Consider the following 20679-nt stretch of genomic DNA (forward strand, 5'->3'; position numbering starts at 1 on the left):
ATGAATCGCAAGACGCAACTGATCTCCGCAGCGGCTGGCCTGGCGCTGGTGGCGCTGCTCGCTTGGGCCTTCATTCCACGGCCTTTGGCTGTCGAGGTGGCGCGGGCGACGAGCGGGCCCTACGAACAAGCCATCGCCGAAGACGGCAAGACACGGCTGCGCGATCGCTACGTCGTCACGGCGCCGCTGGCCGGTCGACTGGCGCGCATCACGCTGCGCGAAGGCGACGCGATTGAGGCCGGCGCGATCGTGGCGACACTGACGCCCGTGTTCTCGCCGCTGCTGGACGAGCGCACTCAGCGCGAGCAGGCATCTCGGGCCGAGGCTGCGCAAGCCGCGGTGCGGCGTGCCGGAGCCGCCCTGGAGCGGACCCGAGTGGCGCTCGAGCAGGCGCGTGTCGAACTTCGACGCAACGAACAGTTGGCGCGGCAAAACTTCATCTCGCCTGCCAAGCTCGACGCCGATAGGTTGGCCCTGCAGGCCGCGCAAAAGGATGTCGACACCGCGTTCGAGGCCCGCCATATTGCCGAACACGAGGCGGAGGTCGCCCGCGCTGCCTTGCTGGCCGTTCGTACCCCGGCAGGGGCTGCGACTGGCTTTCTCGTGCGCGCACCCGTGGCCGGGCGTGTGCTGCGCGTGGCGCAAGGCAGCGAAGCCACGGTGGCATTGGGCGCGCCGTTGCTGGAGATCGGCGATACCGCACAGCTCGAGATCGTGGCCGAGTTGCTGACCACGGATGCGCTGCAGGCGATGCCTGGCGCGCTGGTGCGCATCGAGCGCTGGGGTGGTCTCGACACCTTGGAGGGCCGCGTGCGGCTCGTCGAGCCGGCTGCCTTCACCAAGGTATCCGCGCTCGGTGTCGAGGAGCAGCGCGTCAACGTCCTGATCGAACTCACGAGCCCGGCGGCTTCATGGCAAGCGCTGGGTGACGGCTACCGCGTCGGCGTGCGCATCGTCACCCAAGCCCAGGCGTCGGCACTGCGCGTGCCGGTAAGTGCAGTGTTCCCGCATGCCGACGGCGGCGTGGCGGTGTTTGTACTCGAACGCGGGCGTGCACGGCTGACGCCGGTGGAGTTGGGCGGGCGAAACGGCAGCCAGGCCTGGGTACGCAGCGGCATCGCGGAAGGCGCGGAGGTGGTCGTCTATCCTGCGGCGGCGCTGCGCGATGGTGCTCGGGCGAGGGCACGCAACGTGCCGGCGACGGCAGCGTCGTGACTCCAAACACCCTTCGAGTGGCAGGTCGGCGTCGAGAGCACCCAAGGCATCCGTGTGAAGTCGCGGTTCGACAGCGAGCGCGAGCCGCGGACCTCGTGGTCGGCTCCGGGGTTCAGTCCAGGAGCCGCTCCAGTTTCCGGCTTGCGCTCCATCAAGATTTGACGCGGCAGGTTTCGTCAGTGCGCCATCAACACCGGTACGGTCATCGTCTCCAGCACCGTACGGGACACGCCACCAAGCACGAATTCGCGCGCGCGGGTGTGCCCATAGCAGCCCATCACGATCATCTCGGCGCCAACGTCCGCCGCGAGGGACAGCAATCTGTCGCCCGCATCACCGGCGGCCAGCGCGCTGTGTTCGCGCATCGACTCCACACCGTGCACGCGAAGGTAGCGTGCAAGCCGTGGCAGCGCCTGCCGCGTGTCACCGCTGGCATCGGCGGCGCAGACCGCATGCACACGCTTCGCCTGCTGCAGGAAGGGCAAGGCTGCGGTGAGCGCATGGGCGGATTCGCGCGTAGGCTTCCACGCGATCAGCACGGTTTGCGGCGTGGCGCTCGCTTCGCCCGCATAGGGCACGATGAGCGCCGGCCTGCCGCTGTCGATGAGCACCGACTCGATGAAGTCGCCGGGTACATCGTGGCCGGTTGCATCCGTCGGAGCGCGTTGGCCCAGCACCAGCAGGTCGCAGAGCAACGCGCGCTCCACGAAGCTCTCGATCACGGGCTCGCCGTTCAATGCTTGCCAGTTGATGGCGGGCGCACCGGCGTCGCGGGTCCGCTCGAACAGCGCCATGGCATGGGCGAGATGATCCGGATTGATCTCGGCTGGCATCGGCATCGAAGGCACGCCGCCAGCCAGCGGAAGCTGCGGCAGGTGGCGCGGCGCAACTGCGAAGAGCGCGTTCAGCTCGGCCCGATGGGCGCCGGCGAGTTGGTGCGCAACGCGTAGCCGGACCTCGGCGCGCGCCGTGCCGTCAAGATGCACGAGGATTGATCGCAGAGCGTTCATGGCATTTCACCTGTTCAATTTCGATTGCCTGTGACATTGACTTCACCGCTTCCTTGACCGTTGCTGAGCGATCCCTTTGATTTCAGCTTAGGCCTTGTTTGAGAACGTCCTGTGATTCCACCGAACGGATGGGCAACGATGAGTGAACGACCGGTGTCGGCCGTGTAACGCTCATCGCCTGCAGCATGCATCGTCAGAGGTCTGTCCGCGCTCAGGGCAACAACACCGCGGCGCCCTGAAGTCGGCCGGCGCGCAGGTCGGCGAGCGCTTCGTTGGCCTGTGCCAGGCCATAGGTCGTGATGTGGATCTGCGGCGGCTGCGCTTGCACCTGATCCAGGAATTCGCGGGCGTCGAGGCGCGTGAGATTGGCCACGGAGACGAGCTGCCGTTCTTCCCAGAGCAATCGGTAGGCAAAGGCGGGAATGTCGCTCATGTGGATGCCAGCGCAGACGACGCGGCCGCCTTTGCGCACCGCGCTAAGCGCGATCGGCACGAGCTCGCCCGCCGGCGCAAAGATGATCGCGGCGTCCAGCGGGACGGCGGGCATTTCGTCCGAACCCCCGGCCCAGGTGGCTCCTAACGAGCGCGCAAAGGCCTGGCCTGCGGCATCACCCGGCCGGGTGAAGGCATGGACCTGCCGGCCCTGGCCGACGGCGACCTGCGTGATCAGGTGCGCGGCCGCGCCGAACCCGTAGAGGCCCAAGCGCCGTGCGCCTTCACCGGCCGCTTTCAGGCTGCGCCAGCCGATGAGGCCGGCGCACATGAGAGGTGCGATCCGGGCCGGCTCCTGCGTCAACGTGTCGAGCGGCAGGCAGAAATCGGCCTCGGCGATCACATGGCTCGCAAAGCCGCCGTCACGGTGGTAGCCCGTGAAGCGCGGCGCATCGCACAGGTTTTCGCTGCCGCTGGCGCAGAAAGCGCAGTGGCCGCAGCTGTGGCCCAGCCAGGGCACGCCGACGCGGTCGCCGATGCGGTGCGCGTGGACGCCCGCACCGAGCGCTTCCACCTCGCCGACGATTTCATGGCCTGGCACGATCGGCATCACCGGCAGTGGCAGGTCGCCATCGACCACGTGCAGGTCGGTGCGGCAGACCGCGCAGGCCAGCACGCGCAGGCGAAGCTCGCCGGCGGCCGGCTCCGGCAGCGGGCGCTGTTCCATCCGCAGCGGCTGGCCCGCAGCCCAGAGCGCCATCGCCTGCATCGCAGCTAGACCTCGTCCGTCAAACGCATGACGACTCGGCCCTCGATCTGGCCTTGGCGCATGCGATCGAACACGTGGTTGATATTGTCAAGCCGGTCTTCGCTGCACACCGTGCGCACCTTGCCTTCGCCGGCGAATTCCAGCGCCTCCTGCAGGTCCTTGCGGGTGCCGACGATCGAGCCGCGCACGGTCTTGGCATTTAGCACCATGTCGAAGATCGGCAGCGCGAAATCGCCCGGCGGCAGCCCTACCATCGACATGGTGCCGCGCTTGTGCAGCATGCCCAGCGCCTGGGCGAAGGCGCTGCGCGAGACGGCGGTCACCAGCACGCCGTGCGCGCCGCGCAAGGCTTTCTGCATCTCCTGCGCGGGATCCTGTTTCGCAGCATTGATCAGCATGTCGGCCCCGACCTCCTTGGCCAGTTGCAGCTTCTCGTCGTCGATGTCGACGGCGGCGACGTGGAAGCCCATCGCCTTGGCGTACTGCACCGCCAGGTGACCCAGGCCGCCGACACCGGAGATTGCCACCCAGTCGCCCGGTTTGCAATCCAGGACCTTGAGTCCCTTGTAGACCGTGACGCCCGCGCAGAGCACGGGCGCGATCTCGGTGAAGCCGACATTCGCCGGCAGGTGGCCCACGTAGCCCGGGTCGGCGAGCACGTATTCCGCGTAGCCGCCGTTGACGGTGTAGCCTGTCATCTGCTGGTGATCGCACAGCGTCTCCCAGCCGGTGATGCAGTGTTCGCAATGGCCGCAGGCGGTATGCAGCCACGGCACGCCCACGCGGTCGCCTTCCTTGACGTGCTTCACGCCCGCGCCGACGGCCGCGACGTGGCCCACGCCCTCGTGGCCGGGGATGAAGGGCAGGGCGGGTTTGACCGGCCAGTCGCCTTCGGCTGCATGCAGGTCGGTATGGCAGACGCCGGAGGCGGCCACCTTGACCAGCACCTGCCCCGGGGGCACCTCGGGCACGGGCACTTCTTCGATCTTCAGGGGTTGTCCGAACGCGTGGACAACCGCGGCTTTCATCGTTCGCATGGCAAGCTCCAGGAGCAGAAAAAGGGGGATGTTTGTTTGGTCGCTATGCGGCCACTCAGGGCATGTACTTGCCGCCGTTGATCGACAGCGTGATGCCGCTGATGAAACCGGCTTCGTCGGCGGCGAGAAAGACGACGCCGCGCGCGATCTCCGCCGGTGTCGCCAGCCGCCCCATCGGGACGGCCTTCAGGATTTGCGCCAGCGCGTCGGGCGGCACGGCACCGACCATGGCGGTGTCGGTGTAGCCCGGCGCGACGACATTGGCCGTGATGTTGCGGGACGCGCCCTCGAGCGCGAGCGACTTCGTGAAGCCGACGAGGCCCGCCTTGGTCGCGGCATAGTTGGTCTGCCCCGCCTGGCCCGACAGCCCGTTGACCGAGCTCATGTTGACGATACGGCCGAAGCGGCGTTCCCGCATGCCCTCGATCACCGCCCGGCACATGTTGAAGCACCCGCCAAGATTGACATCGAGCACCTCGCGCCACTGCTCGAACGCCATCTTGTGCAGCATCGCGTCGCGCGTGATGCCAGCATTGTTGATCAGCACCTCGATTGGTCCCAGGGCTGCCTCCACGCGGGCCACGCCCGCCTTGCAAGCCGCCGGGTCGGCCACATTCCACGCGAATGCGGGAATGCCGGTTCGTGCGGTGAACGCCTCCGCCGCCTGCGTGTTGGTGCCGTAGTTGGAGGCGACGCGGTAGCCGGCGGCCAAAAGGGCTTCGGCCACGGCGGCTCCGATGCCAGCGGTGCCGCCGGTGACCAGTGCGACGCGCATCCTCAGGCTTCAACGAGCAGGTTGTTGATCACGTTGGCGACGCCCGGCGCCGACCATGCGGCTCCCTGGGCGGCCTTGCGTTCGGCCCAGGAGTGGACCTTGCCGCTGAGCGTGACGTGGGCACCGTTGACCTCGATCTTGATCTGCTCGGCCTCGCGATCGGCCTGGCGCTCCAAAGCTTCGCGGATCTTCTTTTCGACGTCGGCCGGCGTGAACTTCGGCTTCACGACGACCCGGTTCGTGACGCCGGTGACGCCCAGCAGGCTGCGCACGGCACCTTCCGCGGCCCTGCGCTGGTATTCCCACTCGACCTCACCATTGAGCGTGACCCAGCCCTGTTCCACCATCGGGTGGATCTTGTCGTCAGGCACAAGCACGTTCCACTCGATGGCGCGCTCCACCGCCATGGCGATGTCGGCGTCGGTGCGCTCGTAGTCGGAGGCGAGCTTGACCGGCATTTCGATCGCCAACGCCTTCACGCCCTTGACGCGCTGCGCAGCGCGCTCGATGGCGTACTTCTCAGCATGGCTGGAGGGATGGCCTGTCAATGTGACCACGCCGTCCTTGACGATCACGCCGACGTCGGTGGCGGTGATCGCCGGGTCCCAGGTCAGTTCGGCGACGATATCGCTTCTGAGTTGTGCATCGGATCTCATGAGCTTCCTTTCGTTGGTGGATGGAGGGCAGCCGCGTGGCGCCCTGGACTCAGGCTCGCAATGCCTGTGACATCACTTTAGGAACCGCTTGGGGGTTGAGCGTTGCGCTGGATCAAGGGATTGGCACGGCGCGGGACTCAACCGGCCATCACATAGGTGCCCGGTGCATTGCAGATGGGGGCGTAGCCGAGCCGCGCATGGCCCAAGCGCGGCGGCTTGCGCCGCGATCCAGAGCGATCCGCCAGCCATACCTGCAACGCCGGCCACCAGGAGCCTTCGATCTGCTCGGCGCGAGCCGTGTACCCATCCGGCGGCACATAGGGTGCATTCCTGGCGCGGTGGAGGATCCGATAGTGGCGGTGCGCGTGGCCGGGCTCGCTCAGGATGCCGGCGTTGTGGCCGCCGTCCGTGAGGACGAAGCTGATCTCGGTATCGCACAGCAGGTTCAACTTGTAGACGGAGCGCCATGGCGCGACATGGTCAGTTCGTGTGCCAACGGCGAAGACCGGCACCTCGATGTCGCCCAGCGAGACCGGGTGTCCGTTCACCAGATACTGGCCACGCGCAAGCGCGTTCTCGAGGAAGAGGCTGCGCAGGTAGTCGGCGTGCATCCGGTAGGGCATGCGCGTGCCGTCGGCGTTCCAGGCCATGAGATCGGTCATCGGCGCTCGCTCGCCGAGGAGGTAGTTCTGCACCATGGGCGACCAGATGAGGTCGACGGCGCGCAGCAAGTGGAAGGCGCCGGCCATCTGCCTCGAATCCAGATAGCCCTGGCGCGCCATCAGGTCTTCCATGAAGCTGAGCTGGCTCTCGTCGATGAAAAGGCCGAGTTCTCCCGGCTCGGTGAAGTCAGTCTGCGCCGCCAGCAACGTCACGGTGGCCAGGCGATCGTCTTGGTCGCGCGCCATGGCCGCCGCGCCGATGGCCAGCAGCGTGCCGCCCAGGCAGTAGCCCACCGCATGCACGCGCTGGCGGGGCACGATGGCGTTGACGGCATCGAGGCCCGCCATCAGGCCCTGCGCCAGGTAGTCATTGATGCCGAGGTCCTGATCTTTCGCATCCGGGTTCTTCCACGAGATCGCGAACACGGTGTGGCCCTTGTCGACCAGGTAGCGGATCAGCGAGTTGTGCGGCGACAGGTCGAGGATGTAGTACTTCATGATCCACGCGCTCATGACCAGCACCGGCTCGGCATGGACCGTGGCCGTCGTGGGCGCGTACTGGATCAGTTCCATCAGGTGGTTGCGAAAGACGACCTTGCCGGGGGTGATCGCGACGTCGCGCCCCGGCACGAAGTTCTCGGCACCCTTTGGCGGCAGGCGCTGAACGCTCCGCTGCAGGTCTTCTGCCCAGTTGCGGGCACCTTGCATCAGATTCAGTCCGCCAGTCGCCGCGGTTCTTTGCAGCACCAGCGGGTGGGTGGCCGGCGAATTCGCCGGCGAGCACATGTTGTGCAACTGCCGCGCCGCGAAAGAAACGACCTGTTCGTGATGACGTTCGACGCCGGGCACCGCTTCGGTCAGCTCCCGCAGCCACTGCGCGCCTGCGCGGAACGCCTGCCGGTACAGGTTGAAAGGCCATGCATCCCACGAAGGATCTGCGAGGCGGCGGTCGTCCTCGTGCGAATCCGGCGTCGGTGGTCCATGGGCGGGCATGGGTTGGAAGGCCTGGCTCGCGGCCGCAACCGCCTGCGTCAGCGGGCGGATCATGAGCACTTGCGCGCTGCGCGCCGGCTGCGCCGCGAGGTGGATGGCCCAGTCCGACCAGGCCAGCATCAGCGCTGCGGGCGAGAGTCCCTTTGTGAGCTGGGCCAGTCCGGCGTGCAGCGTCCGATCCAGCGCGTCGACTCTGTCGTCCATCTCCATCCTCGAAGTGATTGCCGATGGCGTCGGAGTCTGAGTGCGCGAACGTGCGCCGCGTTTGATCGATGTCAAGGTACCGCAACATCGGACGTTCGAAGATGGTTGCATTGCGTTGGAATGGAAGATCCATGAATATCGGAACCATCCTCGTCCACCTGGACCACACGGAACGGTGTGCCGCGCGTGTCGAGCTCGCCGCGCGCCTGGCCCGCGCGCACGGCAGCCATCTGGTCGGCCTCGTGCCGACGGGCCTTCTCGATGGCACTGCGCCCATGGATGCGGATCTGATGCGCGGCACCGAATTCATTGCGGCTGCCGCTGACGGCCTGCGCCTGCGTGCGGAGGCGACCGCCCACGTCTTCAGGGATCTGGTGCGTGGGTCAGGATCGTTGCCGTACGACGTCCGGCTGGTCAACGGCGAGCCCGTGGATGCGACTGTTCATCATGGCCACGCCAGCGATCTGCTCATCGTGGGGCAGGTCGACCACGCCAAGGTGGACCACAACAAGACCGCAGACATGGTGGCGCGTGATCTGCCGGAGCAGGTCGTCTTGCACTCGGGGCGGCCCGTGCTCATCATTCCTTGCGCCGGTCATTTTCCGGAGGTGGGCAAGAACGTCCTGGTCGCCTGGGACGGCACGCGCGAGGCGGCCATGGCATTGCGCGACGCGCTACCGCTGTTCGCCGAATCGGCGCAGGTCACGCTGGTGTCGTTGCGCAAGGAAGGTGATGCGGAAGCGGCCGCCAAGCGCTGCATTTCAGAGACCATCGCCTGGCTTTGGCGGCACGGCGTTGAGGCGAAGGCCGAGCAGTACATTACCACCATCGGCTTCGCGGACACCTTGCTCTCGTGCGCGGCGAGCATGGGCGTGGATCTGATGGTGATGGGCGCCTATGGGCACACCCGCCTGCGGGAACTCGTGCTCGGTGGTGTCACACGCGAGATCCTTGCACGCATGAACGTGCCGGTCCTGATGGCGCATTGAAGCCAGCGGCGCTGGGGCCGCTGGTGTGCCGTGATGTCACGGTCACTGGCGCCCCGACTGCTCAAGCATGTAGCAATGCAGCGGGAAAACCCGCAGCTCGCCGACCCCATCCGGCACATCGGCAGGCTCATCGAGCGGTTTGCGACATGGCATGGACATTGCCCTCGATCAACGTGGAGGACGCGGCCAACAGGCCGTGTTCGACCCGCGATCAACCCTTGAGGAGACCACCCCATGCAACTGAAACTCTTGACCGTTCTCGTGTCCGCCGCTCTGGCTGCCACGGCGTCCCACGCCGTCGTGACAGACAAGATGATCGATAACGAAGCGACCGCCACCGGCGATGTCCTGACCTGGGGCCTGAACACCCAGGGCCAACGCTACTCGCCGCTCAAGCAGGTGAATGTCGCCACTGTCGGCAAGCTCGCGCCGGTGTGGGCGTTCTCCTTCGGCGGGGAGAAGCAGCGCGGGCAGGAGTCGCAGCCGGTCCTGCACAACGGCAAGATGTTCGTCACCGCGTCGTACTCTCGCCTTTTCGCGCTCGATGCAACCACCGGCCAGAAGCTGTGGAAGTACGAGCACCGGTTGCCCGAAGGCATCATGCCCTGCTGCGATGTCGTCAACCGCGGTGCCGCGCTGTACGGCAACCTGGTGATCTTCGCCACGCTCGATGCGCAACTCGTGGCGCTCGACCAGGACACGGGCAACGTGGTCTGGAAGGAAAAGATCGACGACTACAAGGCCGGCTATTCGGCCACCGCCGCACCGATCATCGCCAACGGCTTGATCCTCACCGGTGTTTCCGGCGGAGAGTTCGGCGTGGTCGGCCGCGTCGAGGCCCGCAATGCAAAGACCGGACAGCTGGTCTGGACGCGCCCCACTGTCGAGGGTCACATGGGCTACGTCTACGACTCCGATGGCAACGCCAAGGAAAACGGCATCTCCGGCACCACCAACCAGAGCTGGCCGGGCGACCTGTGGAAGACCGGTGGCGCAGCCACCTGGCTTGGCGGCACCTACGACAGCAAGACCGGCCTCGCCTATTTCGGCACCGGCAACCCCGCGCCGTGGAACAGCCACCTGCGCCAGGGCGACAACCTGTTCTCCTGCGCCACCGTGGCGATCGACGTGAAGACCGGCCAGATCAAGTGGCACTACCAGGCCACGCCCAACGACAGCTGGGACTTCGACGGCGTGAACGAGTTCGTGACCTTCGACCTGGACGGAAAGCGCGTCGGCGGCAAGGCGGATCGCAACGGCTTCTTCTACGTGAACGACGCGACCACCGGCAAGCTGATCAACGCATTTCCGTTCGTCAGGAAGATCACCTGGGCGAGCAGCATCGACTTGAAGACCGGCCGTCCCAACTTCATCGCCGACAACCGGCCCGGCGACCCGACCGCGAGCGCGGAAGGCAAGAAGGGCAGCCCGGTCTTCGCCGCGCCGGGCTTTCTCGGCGGCAAGAACCAGATGCCGATGGCTTACAGCCCCGACACGAAGATGTTCTACGTGCCCGCCAACGAATGGGGCATGGACATCTGGAACGAACCCGTTGCCTACAAGAAGGGCGCAGCCTATCTTGGCGCCGGCTTCACGATCAAGCCGCTCAACGACGACTACATCGGCGCGCTGCGCGCGGTCGATCCGAAGACCGGCAGGATCGTGTGGGAAGTGAAGAACGGCGCGCCGCTGTGGGGCGGTGTGCTGACCACCGGCGGCAACCTCGTGTTCTGGGGCACGCCCGAAGGCTATCTGAAGGCGGCCGATGCCAAGACCGGCAAGGTGGTGTGGCAGTTCCAGACCGGCTCCGGCGTAGTAGCGCCGCCGGTCACCTGGCAGCAGGGCGGCGAGCAGTACGTGAGCGTGGTCTCCGGCTGGGGCGGCGCCGTGCCCCTGTGGGGCGGCGAGGTGGCCAAGAAGGTGAACCTGCTCGAACAGGGCGGGATGGTATGGGTGTTCAAGATTCCCAAGACCAGCAGTGCTGCGAGCGCGGCGAAGACCAACGTTGTCGGAGACTGAGATGAAAGACACGACGCGGCGCATCTTCATCACTCGAACCCTTGCAAGCGGCTGCGCCATGCTTGCATCCTCCGCCGTCACGCAAGCCGCACCGGCGCGCGTCGACGAGGCCGACGAGACGGCCCAGGCCCTCGGCTACAAGCACGACACCGCCAAGGTGGACAAGAAGCGCTTTCCCAAGCACAGCGCCACGCAGCGTTGCACGAACTGCTCCTTCTTCCAGGGCGGTGCCTCCGACGAATGGGGCGGCTGCGCGATGTTCGGGCGCAAGCAGATCGCAGGTCCCGGCTGGTGCAGCGCGTGGGCGCCCAAGCCCGGCTGAAAAACTTGTCGCGCGTTCCTGTTTTTTGTCCATGTCACGGAAACGCGCCTGCATGTCATGAGACACGCCGTTGGCATCGGCGGCCGCCCGATGGTTCGGTGGCGCGCCCGCCAAGGGGGGATGGGGGCGAGGTCGATCGGCGCGAAGACGCAGGCGACCAGCGCCTTCGCGGTGGCGTCCTGCTGGAGGATCGGCCGCCCCGGGAAGCTGCGCATCCCGTTCGCCGACGATCACCGGCGGCGGAAAGCGCAGCGGCTCGCCACGGTCGTCATCACGCCGGCCTCACCGCACATCACCCCTGGCCGGGCCTCAGCCCCAGCTGTTCGACGATGCGCTGCTGCGCCGCGAAGGATTCGCGCATGCTGCGGCCATAGTCCGCGCTGCCCAGGTAGGCGATCTCCTGGTCGTACCGGGCCAGCTCTGCAATGTGCCGGGGGTCGAACAACGCCGTCTTGAACGCATCGTGCAGCGTGCGCAGCACGGAGGCCGGCAGGCCGCGCGGACCGACCAGGCCGTAGGGCGACATCGCGACGATGCCGTGGCCCAGCTCGTCCAGGGTTGGCACGTTCGGCCAGCGCCGGGTGCGCGCCGCGCCGAAGGTCGCCAGTAAACGCAGCCGGCCCGAGTCAACATAGGGAGCGAAACCGTTGGAGTTGACGCCCGCCATCACCTGGTCCGAGGCCACCGCCACCATCTGCTCGGCGGTTCCCTTGTAGGGAACATGGATGTAGCTCAGACCGTGTCGCGCGAACAAGCCGTCCAGCACGACATGCGGTGTCGTGCCGATGCCGTTGGTGGCGATGCTCAGTTCGCCGGGGTGCGCGGCGGCATGGCCCAGCAGGTCGTCGACGCTGCGCAAGGCGCTCGCCGCAGGCACGACCAGGCCGAAGGTCACGCCGCTGATCTGCAGGATGGGCGTGGTGTCGCGGATAGGATCCCAGGCGACCTTCTGCGTGTGCGGCGCGCGGAACACCGGCTGCGGCATCTGCGCCAGGGTGTAGCCATCGGGCGGCGCCTGCTGCAGCACCGGCATCGCCAGCGTGCCGCCGGCGCCGCCGCGGTTTTCGATCAGGATCCTCTGACCCAGCTGTCGGCCAGCAAGGTCGGCCAGCAGGCGCAGCGTGACGTCGGTGGCCCCGCCCGCCGGCCATGGCACCCACAGCGAGATGGGGCGCTGCGGAAACGGGGTGTCGCTGCCGGGCTGGGCATGAACCCAGGGCGCGGCGCTCGCTGCCGCTGTGGCCGCTGCACAGAACAGGACGCGACGTCGCGAGATCATGCCGCCCCCCGCTGCGCCAGGGTGCCGAAGCCGCGCTGCGGCTCGTAGCCCCGGCACGCCAGCGTGAAGCACAGCAGCAACGTGGCCAGGACGATCAGCGGCGCGATCCCGGGATCCTTGCCATAGAGCGCGAAGCGGATCCACTCGACGGCGTGCGTGAACGGGTTGAGCTGCGCTGCGCGCCACACCCACGTCGCGCCCGACTCTTCCAGCTTCCACAGCGGGTACAGCGCAGTCGACAGGAAGTACATCGGGAAGATGACGAAGTTCATCGCGCCGGCGAAGTTCTCGAGCTGTTGCACGTGCACCGACAGCAGCAGCCCCAGCGACGCAAGCATCAGCGCGGCGGCGAGCGTGGCACCGAACGCGTGCAGCAGCGATAGCGCGTCCATCGGCAGCGTCGTGCCCAGCAAGGCGGCCACAGCCACGAAGGCCAGCACCTGCACCAGGCTCAGCAGCGCGGCCGCGACCAGCTTGCACAGCAGCAGCCACCAGCGGGGCAGGGGCGCCGTGAGCAACAGTCGCATCAGACCCATCTCGCGGTCGTAGACCATCGCCAGCGACGACTGCATGCCATTGAACAGCAGCACCATGCCGACAAGCCCGGGAGCGATATACAGGTCGTAGGGAATGTAGGTGTCGTACGGCTCGACGATGGCGACTCCGAACACGTTGCGAAAGCCGGCTGCAAACACCGCCAGCCACAGCACCGGGCGCACCAGCGCCGAGACCAGCCGCGCCCTCTGCCGCGCGAACTTGATCAGCTCGCGCAGCACGATGGCGCGCATGGCTTGCAGCGCATGCGCGGCGCAAGCGCGTGCGGCGTGCGACTCAGTCATCGACGACCACCGTGTGCGGCACGCGGCCGACGGGCAGCGTCTTCAGCGCCTTGGCGCTGGCGGTGTCGACCACCGTCATGTCGTCCGACAGGCCATTGACCACGAACAGGCGCGAGCCGTCGCGGTTCAGTCCGAGACCCCAGGCACGCTTGCCGACGAGCACCAGCTGGTTCGTCTTGCGCGTGGCCGCGTCGACGAAGGCCACGTGGTTGGCGCGGCCGAGCCCCACGTACATCGTCTTGCCGTCGCGCGACAGCGTGAGCCCGACCGGTGTGATGTCGTCGGCGCGCATGCCTTTCACCTCGAAGGAGATGGTGGCCACCACCGCCAGGTCGCGGACCGAGATGACGCTGACACTGCTGCCGAGCTCGTTGCTGACCCACAGCTCGCTGCCGTCGGCCGAGAACGCGAAGCGCCGTGGGCGCTTGCCCACCGCGATGTTCTTGACGATCTTCAGCGTGGCGGTGTCGAGCACGTGGACCAGGTTCGCGACTTCCGAGCTCACGTAGACGCGCTTGCCGTCGGCGGCGACCTTCACGCCCTCGGGCTCCTTGCCGAGCGGCACGCTCTTGACCTGCTTCTTCGCGACGAGGTTGAAGACGTTGAGCGCGCCGTCCTCCTCGGCCGACACATAGGCGGTGCGGCCATCGGGCGACAGGTCGAAGACCTCGGGGTCATCGCCGAGCGGCACGCTGCCGACCGAGCGGCGGCTCGCCAGGTCGATGATGTCGGCGCGGCCGGAATCGCTGCACGCGACCATCAGCTGCGTGTTGGCGCGAAGCCGCTGCATGCGGCGTGGGCGCTTGCAGGTCGGGATGGTGCCCACCACGGTGAGCGTCTTCAGGTCGACCACCGTAATCGCGTGATCCTTCTCGCTGGAGATGTAGGCAAGCCCGCTGTCCTTGGCATGGACGGTGGGGGCGCTCAGCGTAGCCGCGAGCAGCAGCATCGGGAACAGGAGGAGGGATTTCATGGCTTGATGCGCCGGCGGCTCAGTGGGTGGCATTGAGAAAGGCTGTCTCGAGCGTCGGCCCGCCGAGAGCCGCGGTGACTGCGGCCGGTGTTCCCTCGGCCAGCAACGCGCCACGATGCAGCACCAGCACGCGGTCGGCGCCTTCGGCCTCGGACACCAAGTGGGTGGCCCACAGGACCGTTACGCCTCGCTGGCGCACCTCTTGGTGCAGGCCGTCGATTAGGTCGCGGCGGGACTTCGGATCGAGGCCGACGGTGGCCTCGTCCATCAACAGGAGTTCGGGCCGGTGCAGCAGCGCGCGCACCAGTTCGACCTTGCGCCGGCTGCCGCCCGAGAGTTCTCGCACGCGCCGCCCCAGGTCGGCCACGAGGCCGAAGCGCGCCGCTTCGAAGGCGATGCGCTCGGCAGCCGCTGCGCGCGGCAGGCCCTGCAGGTCGGCGTGGAACTGCAGGTTGCGCGCGACGCTCAGGTCGAGGTCGAGTGACTGCTGCTGGAACACCACGCCGATGTGCGCCAGCGCGCGTCGCGCGTCGCTGCGCATCGACAGGCCTGCCACTTCCACATCGCCCGCATCGGCCGCGAACAGGCCTGTGAGCACCTGGAACAGCGTCGACTTGCCGGCCCCGTTGGGCCCGAGGAGGACGGCGAAGCTGCCGCGTGCGATCGAGACGCTGAGCGCGTTGAGCGCCACCCGCGAGCCGTAGCGCTGGGTGAGCTGGTGGACTTTCAGCATGGCGCGGCCTGCGAAGCCGAGAGCGCGCGCGAATTCTCGTCGCTGCGGTAGATCAGCCCTGCCTGCTTCGCAGCGCCCGGAACGAAGCGCAAGGGCTGCACCGGCATGCCGCATTGCCCGGCGTGCGCGCGCTCGGTGTCCGCATCGGCGAGCATCGCATCGATGCGCCCGCGGTGCTCGCTCTTCGGGCAAACCGGGTCGGTAGCTGCGGCATCGCCCGTCACCAGGAAGGCCTGGCAGCGGCAGCCACCGAAGTCGTGGTCCTTTTCGTCGCAGTCGCCGCAAGTGCTGCTCATCCACGCCTGGCCACGGAAGCGGTTGAACGCGTCGCTCTCGTACCAGGCCTCGCGCACCGAGGCATGGCGCAGGTCGGGGAACGCGATGCCGGGCAGCATGCGCGCGCTGTGGCATGGCAGTGCGCTGCCGTCGGGCGCCACCACCATGAACAGCGAGCCCCAGCCGGCCATGCAGGGCTTGGGCTTGGCGTCGGCATAGTCGGGCGAGACCCACAGCACCTTCATGCGGCCGTCGAGGCGATCGCGGTGCACCATGACGATCGCCTCGGCGTCGCGCAACTCGTCGACGGTTGGCATCAGGGCCGCGCGGTTCTGCCAGGCCCAGCCGTAGTACTGGGTGTTGGCGAGTTCGAGGTAGTCGGCGCCCATGCGCTCGGCCATGTCGATGATTCGGCCCACATGCGGCAGGTTGAAACGGTGCATGACACAGTTCAGCACCATCGGGTATCCCTGCGCCTTGATGATCGCGGCGACCTTCGACTTCAGTTCGAAGGTGCGGGTCGAGCTGATGAAGTCGTTGAGTTCGCGCGTCGAGTCCTGGAACGAGAGCTGGATGTGGTCGAGCCCGGCCGACTTCAGTGCCTTCGCGCGGGCCTCGGTGAGGCCGACGCCCGAGGTGATGAGGTTGGTATAGAAGCCGAGCTGGCGCGCATGTGCGACCAGCGCTTCGAGGTCGTCGCGCAGCAGGGGCTCGCCGCCCGAGAAGCCGAGCTGCACGGCACCGAGCGCACGCGCCTCGCCGAGCACGCGCTTCCAGGTCGCGGTGTCCAGCTCGCTGTCATGCCGGGCGTAGTCGACCGGGTTGGAACAGAACACGCAATGCAGCGGGCAGCGGTAGGTCAGCTCCGCCAGCAGCCACATGGGAGGCCGGATCGTCGTGCTGTTGGCGGCGGCTTGCATCGTCGCCTCTATTGCAGCCAACCACGCTGCCTGGCCTGGCTGAGAAACGCGCAGACGTCGTCGGCGAGCCCGGGCTGTCCGAACGCGAGCTCGAGCTCCGCCACGATCTGGTCCACCGAGCGGCAACCGTCGCAGCGCCGCAGGATCTCGGCGGCCGGCGTGTTGAGCCTGACCATGCCTTCCGGATAGAGCAGCACCCAACTGTCCTGCGCCGGCTCGAACTGCAGCCGGAACATTGTCGCCACGTTGGGCCTGGCGTTCATGGCCGCGACTCCAACGACAGGTCGTCGGGGTAGGCGCGCTCGATGGCGTCGAGCATCGACCACAGGATGTCCAGCTTGAACTGGAGGATGGCTATCGCGCGCTCCTGGCGCGCACGCGTGATGCACCAGCGCCGCGCCACTTCGAGCCCGTGCTCGACATCGCGCGTGGCGAGCGGGATGCGATGGCGAAAGTAGGCGAGGCCATCCGCTTTGATCCATGGGTACAGCGTCGGCCAGCCCGCCAGCCGGTCGGCGTGGATCCTCGGCGCGAACATCTCGGTCAACGACGAGATCGCCGCCTCTTCCCACGGCCTGCTGCGCGCGAAGTTCACATAGGCGTCGACGGCGAAGCGCACGCCTGCCTGGACATGGCGATGCGACCAGAGGTCTTCGCGGCGCAGGCCGACGGCCTCGCCGAGACGGCTCCAGGCCTCGATGCCGCCCGCATTGCTGCCGCCGAAGTCGCCGCGGCCATCGTGGTCGAGGATGCGTTCGATCCAGCGCCGGCGCTGCGCACGGTCGGCGCAGTTGGCCAGCACCGCCGCATCCTTCTGCGGAATGTTGACCTGATAGTAGAAGCGATTCGCCACCCATCCCCGAACCTGGAACGGCTGCAGTTCGCCGCGGTTCAGCCGCTTGTTGAACGGGTGGTGGATGTGATAGTCCTTCTCGCAGTCGCGAAGCCTGGCCTCGAAGGCCGAAGCGCTCCACGGCTCCCGTGCGTCGCCCTGATCGGCGGCCGGTGGGGCGCTCTGAAACAGTTCGGTATTCACAGCGTGATCTCCATTCCGTCGTAGGACACCTCGATGCCGTGCGCCTCCAGCACGCGGCGCTGCGGGCTGCCTTCGTCGAGGATCGGGTTGCTGTTGTTGATGTGGATGAGCACCTTGCGTCGTGCGGTCGTGGCCCGCATCACGTCGACCATGCCGGTGCGCACGGCGCTGGCGCTCTGCGGCAGGTGCCCCATCTCGGTGGCGGTCTTGCCGCTCAGGCCGGCGCGCTGCATTTCGTCTTCTTCCCAGAAAGTGCCGTCGACCAACAGGCAGTCGGCGTCGCTCATCCAGCGCAGCTCCTGGTTGCCCACCTCGGCGAGGCCCGGCGAGTAGAACAGGCGCCTGCCATCGCGCCGGTCTTCGATCAGCAGTGCGATGTTGTCGCCCACCATCTGCTCGCGACGGTGCGGCGAATACGGCGGCGCCTTGCCCGGGATGGCCAGCGCAGTGAAGCGCAGCGAGGCGAAGCCCTCGATCTCGAACTCGGCGCTCACCTGGTCGCCCGCCACCGGCAGCATGTGCCAGCGCGTGCCGCAATAGTGCTGGAGCACGTTCAACAGCGGCAGGCCGGTGGTGAGGTCTTCGAACACGCAGGGCGTGGCATAGAGGTCGATGCAAGGGCCTTCGCGCAGACCCAGCAGACCGGTGACGTGGTCGATCTGGGCGTCCATCAGCACCACCGCCTTGATCGGCGTGTCGCGCAGCCCCTGCCGCGGGTGGAGCTGCGGATGGCTGCGAATCTGCTGGCCGATGTCGGGTGACGCGTTGAGCAGTACCCACGACTCGCCGTCGGCCGACACGGCGATTGAGCTCTGCGTTCGCGCACGCGCGCTCAGCTCGCCTTGCCGCTGGCCGGCGCACAAGCGGCAGTTGCAGTTCCATTGCGGGAAGCCGCCGCCGGCGCCCGAGCCGAGCACGAGAATTTTCATGGGAAGGTGTCTGGTGTGACCGGCGGCGGCGCATCGCATGCGATGCGCCGCCGCCTGAGTCGAGCGGGTCAGCGGTTCGAGATGTACATCGTGATTTCGAAACCGAAGCGCATGTCTTCGAATGCGGGTTGCGACCATTGCATGAGAGTCTCCTTGGGGTTGCCATCCAAAGTCCGGGCAGGATTGCCGTGAGGACACACGCCGTTCCGCAAGACGCATGCCTGTGGAACGCTGGCCCAAAAAACTGGTGCTTGCCCCTAGGCGCAGGCGTGCGCGGCCGGCTCTGCGCGACATCGAAGGGCAAGCAAGGGGAATGCTGTGTTGCGACTGCTCCATCCGGGGACAGTGGCGCGCAGCGATGGCACAGGGATTTCCCGTGCCCGGGTGTTCAGCCGCCCTTGCCCCAGCGCAGCTTGCGGTAGATGGTGTTGCGGCTGATGCCCAGTCGCTTCGACGCAATGGAGATGTTGCCGTTCGCCGCCGCAAGGGCCGCGCGAATCATCTCGATCTCGGCTTCTCCGAGCGTGAGTGACGACGTGCCGTCGTAGGCGGTCTCGGCCGGCGGGGCGACGACGGTCGGCTCGGCGGGTCGGTCCACGGACGCCGGCGCGGGCATGTCAAGCGGCATGCTCGCCGCCGGGGCTGTGATGGCCGGGGCGGCTGCGGGAATGGACGAGCGAACCCGCTGCACGTCCTCGAGGAAGTCGTCCGACAGATGATGCTCGGTGATCTGCGGCGCGCCGGCCGCCATCACGGCGGCCGTGCGCAGCACATTCGCGAGCTGGCGGATGTTGCCGGGCCATGCGTAGCGGCTGAACAGCGCCGACACGTGCGAGCTGATCTCCGGCGTGCCATGCGGGCACTCGGTCAGCAGGATGCGGCGTGCCACGACGCCGAGATCGCTGCGCTCGCGCAGCGCCGGCAGGCGCACGACCAGCCCGTTCAAGCGGTAGTACAGGTCTTCGCGGAACGTGCCGGCCTCGATCATCTCGCGCAAGTTGCGGTGGGTCGCCCCGATCACGGCGATGTCCACCGGAATCGACTTCTGGCTGCCCAGCGGCATCACGCAGCGCTCCTGGAGAACGCGCAGCAGCCGCGCCTGCAGGGCGAGCGGCATGTCGCCGATCTCGTCGAGGAACAGTGTGCCGCCGTTGGCTTGCACGATGCGCCCGCATGCGCCCTTGCGGCGCGCGCCGGTGAACGCGCCGTCTTCATAGCCGAACAGCTCGGCCTCGATCAGGGACTCGGGGATGGAGGCGCAGTTCACGGCCACGAAGGCCTGCCTGGAACGGTTCGAGTCCTGGTGCACCGCGCGCGCGAGCAACTCCTTGCCGGTGCCGGTTTCCCCGAGGATCAGGAGCGGGATGTCGCGGTTCAGGACGCGCTGCACCTTCTGCACCATCGCCTCGATCTGCATATCGCCGGTCTTCAGGTAGTGCAGGCCCGAGAAAGCGCTCGGTGGCGCGGCCGCGGCGTTGGCCGGATGGGGCGGCGGGTTCGCGTCGACCGGCACGGCTTCGCGGGCCGTGACGGCCTGCGATGCCGGTTCGTCGCCGCCCAGGCCGGCCATCATCGAGCGCGGCGTGCCGTTGAAGCGGGCCTTGACATAGAACTGCCGGCCGTTCGAAAGGCTCAGGCACATCGGCGTCGACAGCGGTGCCCGGAGATGGTCGAACATGGCCGGGACGGTGGTGCCGAACAGGCTGGTCAGGCTCTGCATTCGCAGCGCCGCGCTGCTCATGTCGAGCTGGTCCAGCGCGCTGCGATTGGCGCCGAGGATCTTGCCATCGGCGCCGACGACGATGATGCCTTCGAGCAAGGTGCCGATGAATTCGACGCGGCTGTGCAGGTGCAGCCGAAGCCGGTTGCCGAAGTCGTCCGACAACCACTGGTTCTCGATCATGCGCGCCGACATGCGCACCAGCCCCATGGTGTGCTGGTGATACGAACGCTGGTCGCCGGTGACGTCGAGCACGCCGAGCATATTGCCGCGCGGATCGAAGATCGGGGCCGCCGAACAGGTGAGGAAGCTGTTCGCATGGATGAAGTGCTCGCCGCCGTGAACGACCGTGGGCGACTCCTCGAACAGCGCCGTGCCGATGGCGTTGGTGCCTTTCGAATGCTCGGCCCAGCTGACCCCCGGCGACAGTGCTACTTTGCCGGCGCGTTCGAGAAACTTGTCGTCCCCGACCGAGTGCAGGATCGTTCCCTGGGCATCGGCCAGCACGATCATGCTCTCGGTGTTGACGATCTGCTCGAACAGCATCTCCATCACCGGCGCCGCGCGCGTGAACAGGCGCTGGTTGCGCTCCCGCGCCACGCTGAGGTCGCTGCGCATCAGGGGTTCGAAGTCGGGGCGCTCGATGCGGGTCAACCCTAGTGCGGCGCAGCGCTGATGCGACTGCTCGATCAGCTCCGTGCGCGCGGCCTGCCGCACGAAGGGCAATGCCGACGGCGTCGTCCAGGTCTTGGCGTTCGTGACCAAGGCACGATGAGTTGCGGACATCCTTGTGTCTCCTCTGCGCCTGCCGAGGCAGGTTGTCTCCGTCGAATCACCGCGCGCCGGGCCGTTGTCACCAGCTGCGTGGCACTGCTGCGTTTTGGCACAGCT

Annotated in this window: 20 protein-coding genes; 4 read left to right on the top strand and 16 right to left on the bottom strand. The window is 67.3% G+C overall.

Translation table 11 applies throughout. The features are described from left to right. Positions 1-1215, top strand: coding sequence for an efflux RND transporter periplasmic adaptor subunit (locus tag ACSQ9A_RS37185; RefSeq protein ID WP_436307699.1), 1215 nt, complete (start codon positions 1-3; stop codon positions 1213-1215). A 176-nt stretch (positions 1216-1391) separates the two neighbouring features. On the opposite strand, the gene ACSQ9A_RS37190 is transcribed toward ACSQ9A_RS37185, so the two are convergent. The 6 genes from ACSQ9A_RS37190 to ACSQ9A_RS37215 all read right to left on the bottom strand — a co-directional run bounded on the left by ACSQ9A_RS37190 (position 1392) and on the right by ACSQ9A_RS37215 (position 7753). Continuing rightward, positions 1392-2225, bottom strand: coding sequence for a universal stress protein (locus tag ACSQ9A_RS37190; RefSeq protein ID WP_436307700.1), 834 nt, complete (start codon positions 2223-2225; stop codon positions 1392-1394). 211 nt (positions 2226-2436) lie between these two features. Further along, positions 2437-3426 carry a zinc-dependent alcohol dehydrogenase family protein gene (locus tag ACSQ9A_RS37195; protein ID WP_436307701.1) on the bottom strand — a complete coding sequence of 330 codons (990 nt, stop codon included), beginning with the start codon at positions 3424-3426 and terminating at the stop codon, positions 2437-2439. A gap of 5 nt (positions 3427-3431) precedes the next feature. Next, on the bottom strand, positions 3432-4463 hold the full coding sequence (gene adhP, locus ACSQ9A_RS37200; RefSeq protein ID WP_436296830.1) for an alcohol dehydrogenase AdhP: 1032 nt from the start codon (positions 4461-4463) through the stop codon (positions 3432-3434). Positions 4464-4518: 55 nt separating this feature from the next. Next, positions 4519-5238 (bottom strand): acetoacetyl-CoA reductase, encoded by a 720-nt coding sequence (gene phbB / locus ACSQ9A_RS37205; protein WP_436307702.1) that lies wholly within the window; start codon positions 5236-5238, stop codon positions 4519-4521. A gap of 2 nt (positions 5239-5240) precedes the next feature. Further along, complete coding sequence (locus tag ACSQ9A_RS37210) at positions 5241-5894, bottom strand: BON domain-containing protein (RefSeq protein ID WP_436307703.1); 654 nt, start codon at positions 5892-5894, stop codon at positions 5241-5243. 137 nt (positions 5895-6031) lie between these two features. Beyond that, a complete protein-coding gene (locus ACSQ9A_RS37215) occupies positions 6032-7753 on the bottom strand; it encodes a PHA/PHB synthase family protein (protein ID WP_436307704.1) in 1722 nt (573 codons plus the stop codon). A gap of 131 nt (positions 7754-7884) precedes the next feature. On the opposite strand from ACSQ9A_RS37215, the gene ACSQ9A_RS37220 reads away from it, so the two are divergent. The 3 genes from ACSQ9A_RS37220 (at position 7885) to ACSQ9A_RS37230 (ending at position 11083) form a co-directional block, all read left to right on the top strand. Next, positions 7885-8742 carry a universal stress protein gene (locus tag ACSQ9A_RS37220; protein ID WP_436307705.1) on the top strand — a complete coding sequence of 286 codons (858 nt, stop codon included), beginning with the start codon at positions 7885-7887 and terminating at the stop codon, positions 8740-8742. 234 nt (positions 8743-8976) lie between these two features. Next, entirely contained in the window at positions 8977-10761 is a 1785-nt protein-coding gene (locus tag ACSQ9A_RS37225; RefSeq protein WP_436307706.1) for a PQQ-dependent methanol/ethanol family dehydrogenase, read from the top strand. Position 10762: 1 nt separating this feature from the next. Further along, entirely contained in the window at positions 10763-11083 is a 321-nt protein-coding gene (locus tag ACSQ9A_RS37230) for a high-potential iron-sulfur protein (RefSeq protein WP_093110193.1), read from the top strand. A 292-nt stretch (positions 11084-11375) separates the two neighbouring features. Here ACSQ9A_RS37230 and ACSQ9A_RS37235 read toward each other — a convergent pair whose 3' ends face one another. From ACSQ9A_RS37235 to ACSQ9A_RS37280, 10 genes are all read right to left on the bottom strand, one after another. Continuing rightward, positions 11376-12362 (bottom strand): tripartite tricarboxylate transporter substrate binding protein, encoded by a 987-nt coding sequence (locus ACSQ9A_RS37235; protein ID WP_436307707.1) that lies wholly within the window; start codon positions 12360-12362, stop codon positions 11376-11378. Further along, complete coding sequence (locus ACSQ9A_RS37240; RefSeq protein ID WP_436307708.1) at positions 12359-13201, bottom strand: ABC transporter permease; 843 nt, start codon at positions 13199-13201, stop codon at positions 12359-12361. Before ACSQ9A_RS37240 ends, ACSQ9A_RS37235 begins: the two co-directional genes overlap by 4 nt. Beyond that, positions 13194-14174, bottom strand: coding sequence for a PQQ-dependent catabolism-associated beta-propeller protein (locus ACSQ9A_RS37245; protein ID WP_436307709.1), 981 nt, complete (start codon positions 14172-14174; stop codon positions 13194-13196). The genes ACSQ9A_RS37240 and ACSQ9A_RS37245 overlap by 8 nt, the downstream gene beginning before the upstream one ends. Positions 14175-14193: 19 nt before the next feature. Beyond that, on the bottom strand, positions 14194-14907 hold the full coding sequence (locus ACSQ9A_RS37250) for an ATP-binding cassette domain-containing protein (RefSeq protein ID WP_436307710.1): 714 nt from the start codon (positions 14905-14907) through the stop codon (positions 14194-14196). Continuing rightward, the gene (gene pqqE, locus ACSQ9A_RS37255; RefSeq protein ID WP_436307711.1) at positions 14901-16103 is read right to left on the bottom strand and encodes a pyrroloquinoline quinone biosynthesis protein PqqE; all 1203 of its coding nucleotides are present in this window, start codon (positions 16101-16103) and stop codon (positions 14901-14903) included. The genes ACSQ9A_RS37250 and pqqE overlap by 7 nt, the downstream gene beginning before the upstream one ends. 8 nt (positions 16104-16111) lie before the next feature. Beyond that, positions 16112-16366, bottom strand: coding sequence for a pyrroloquinoline quinone biosynthesis peptide chaperone PqqD (gene pqqD / locus ACSQ9A_RS37260; protein WP_436307712.1), 255 nt, complete (start codon positions 16364-16366; stop codon positions 16112-16114). Then, on the bottom strand, positions 16363-17139 hold the full coding sequence (pqqC, locus tag ACSQ9A_RS37265; RefSeq protein WP_436307713.1) for a pyrroloquinoline-quinone synthase PqqC: 777 nt from the start codon (positions 17137-17139) through the stop codon (positions 16363-16365). The genes pqqD and pqqC overlap by 4 nt, the downstream gene beginning before the upstream one ends. Further along, positions 17136-18068, bottom strand: a complete 933-nt coding sequence (gene pqqB / locus ACSQ9A_RS37270; RefSeq protein WP_436307714.1) for a pyrroloquinoline quinone biosynthesis protein PqqB — start codon at positions 18066-18068, stop codon at positions 17136-17138. Before pqqB ends, pqqC begins: the two co-directional genes overlap by 4 nt. Positions 18069-18136: 68 nt before the next feature. Then, entirely contained in the window at positions 18137-18211 is a 75-nt protein-coding gene (gene pqqA, locus ACSQ9A_RS37275) for a pyrroloquinoline quinone precursor peptide PqqA (RefSeq protein WP_139191749.1), read from the bottom strand. 245 nt (positions 18212-18456) lie between these two features. Continuing rightward, the gene (locus ACSQ9A_RS37280) at positions 18457-20574 is read right to left on the bottom strand and encodes a sigma-54-dependent Fis family transcriptional regulator (RefSeq protein ID WP_436307715.1); all 2118 of its coding nucleotides are present in this window, start codon (positions 20572-20574) and stop codon (positions 18457-18459) included. Positions 20575-20679: the final 105 nt, after the last annotated feature.

Source organism: Variovorax sp. LjRoot290 (genome assembly GCF_964253985.1).
Lineage (GTDB): Bacteria > Pseudomonadota > Gammaproteobacteria > Burkholderiales > Burkholderiaceae_C > Variovorax.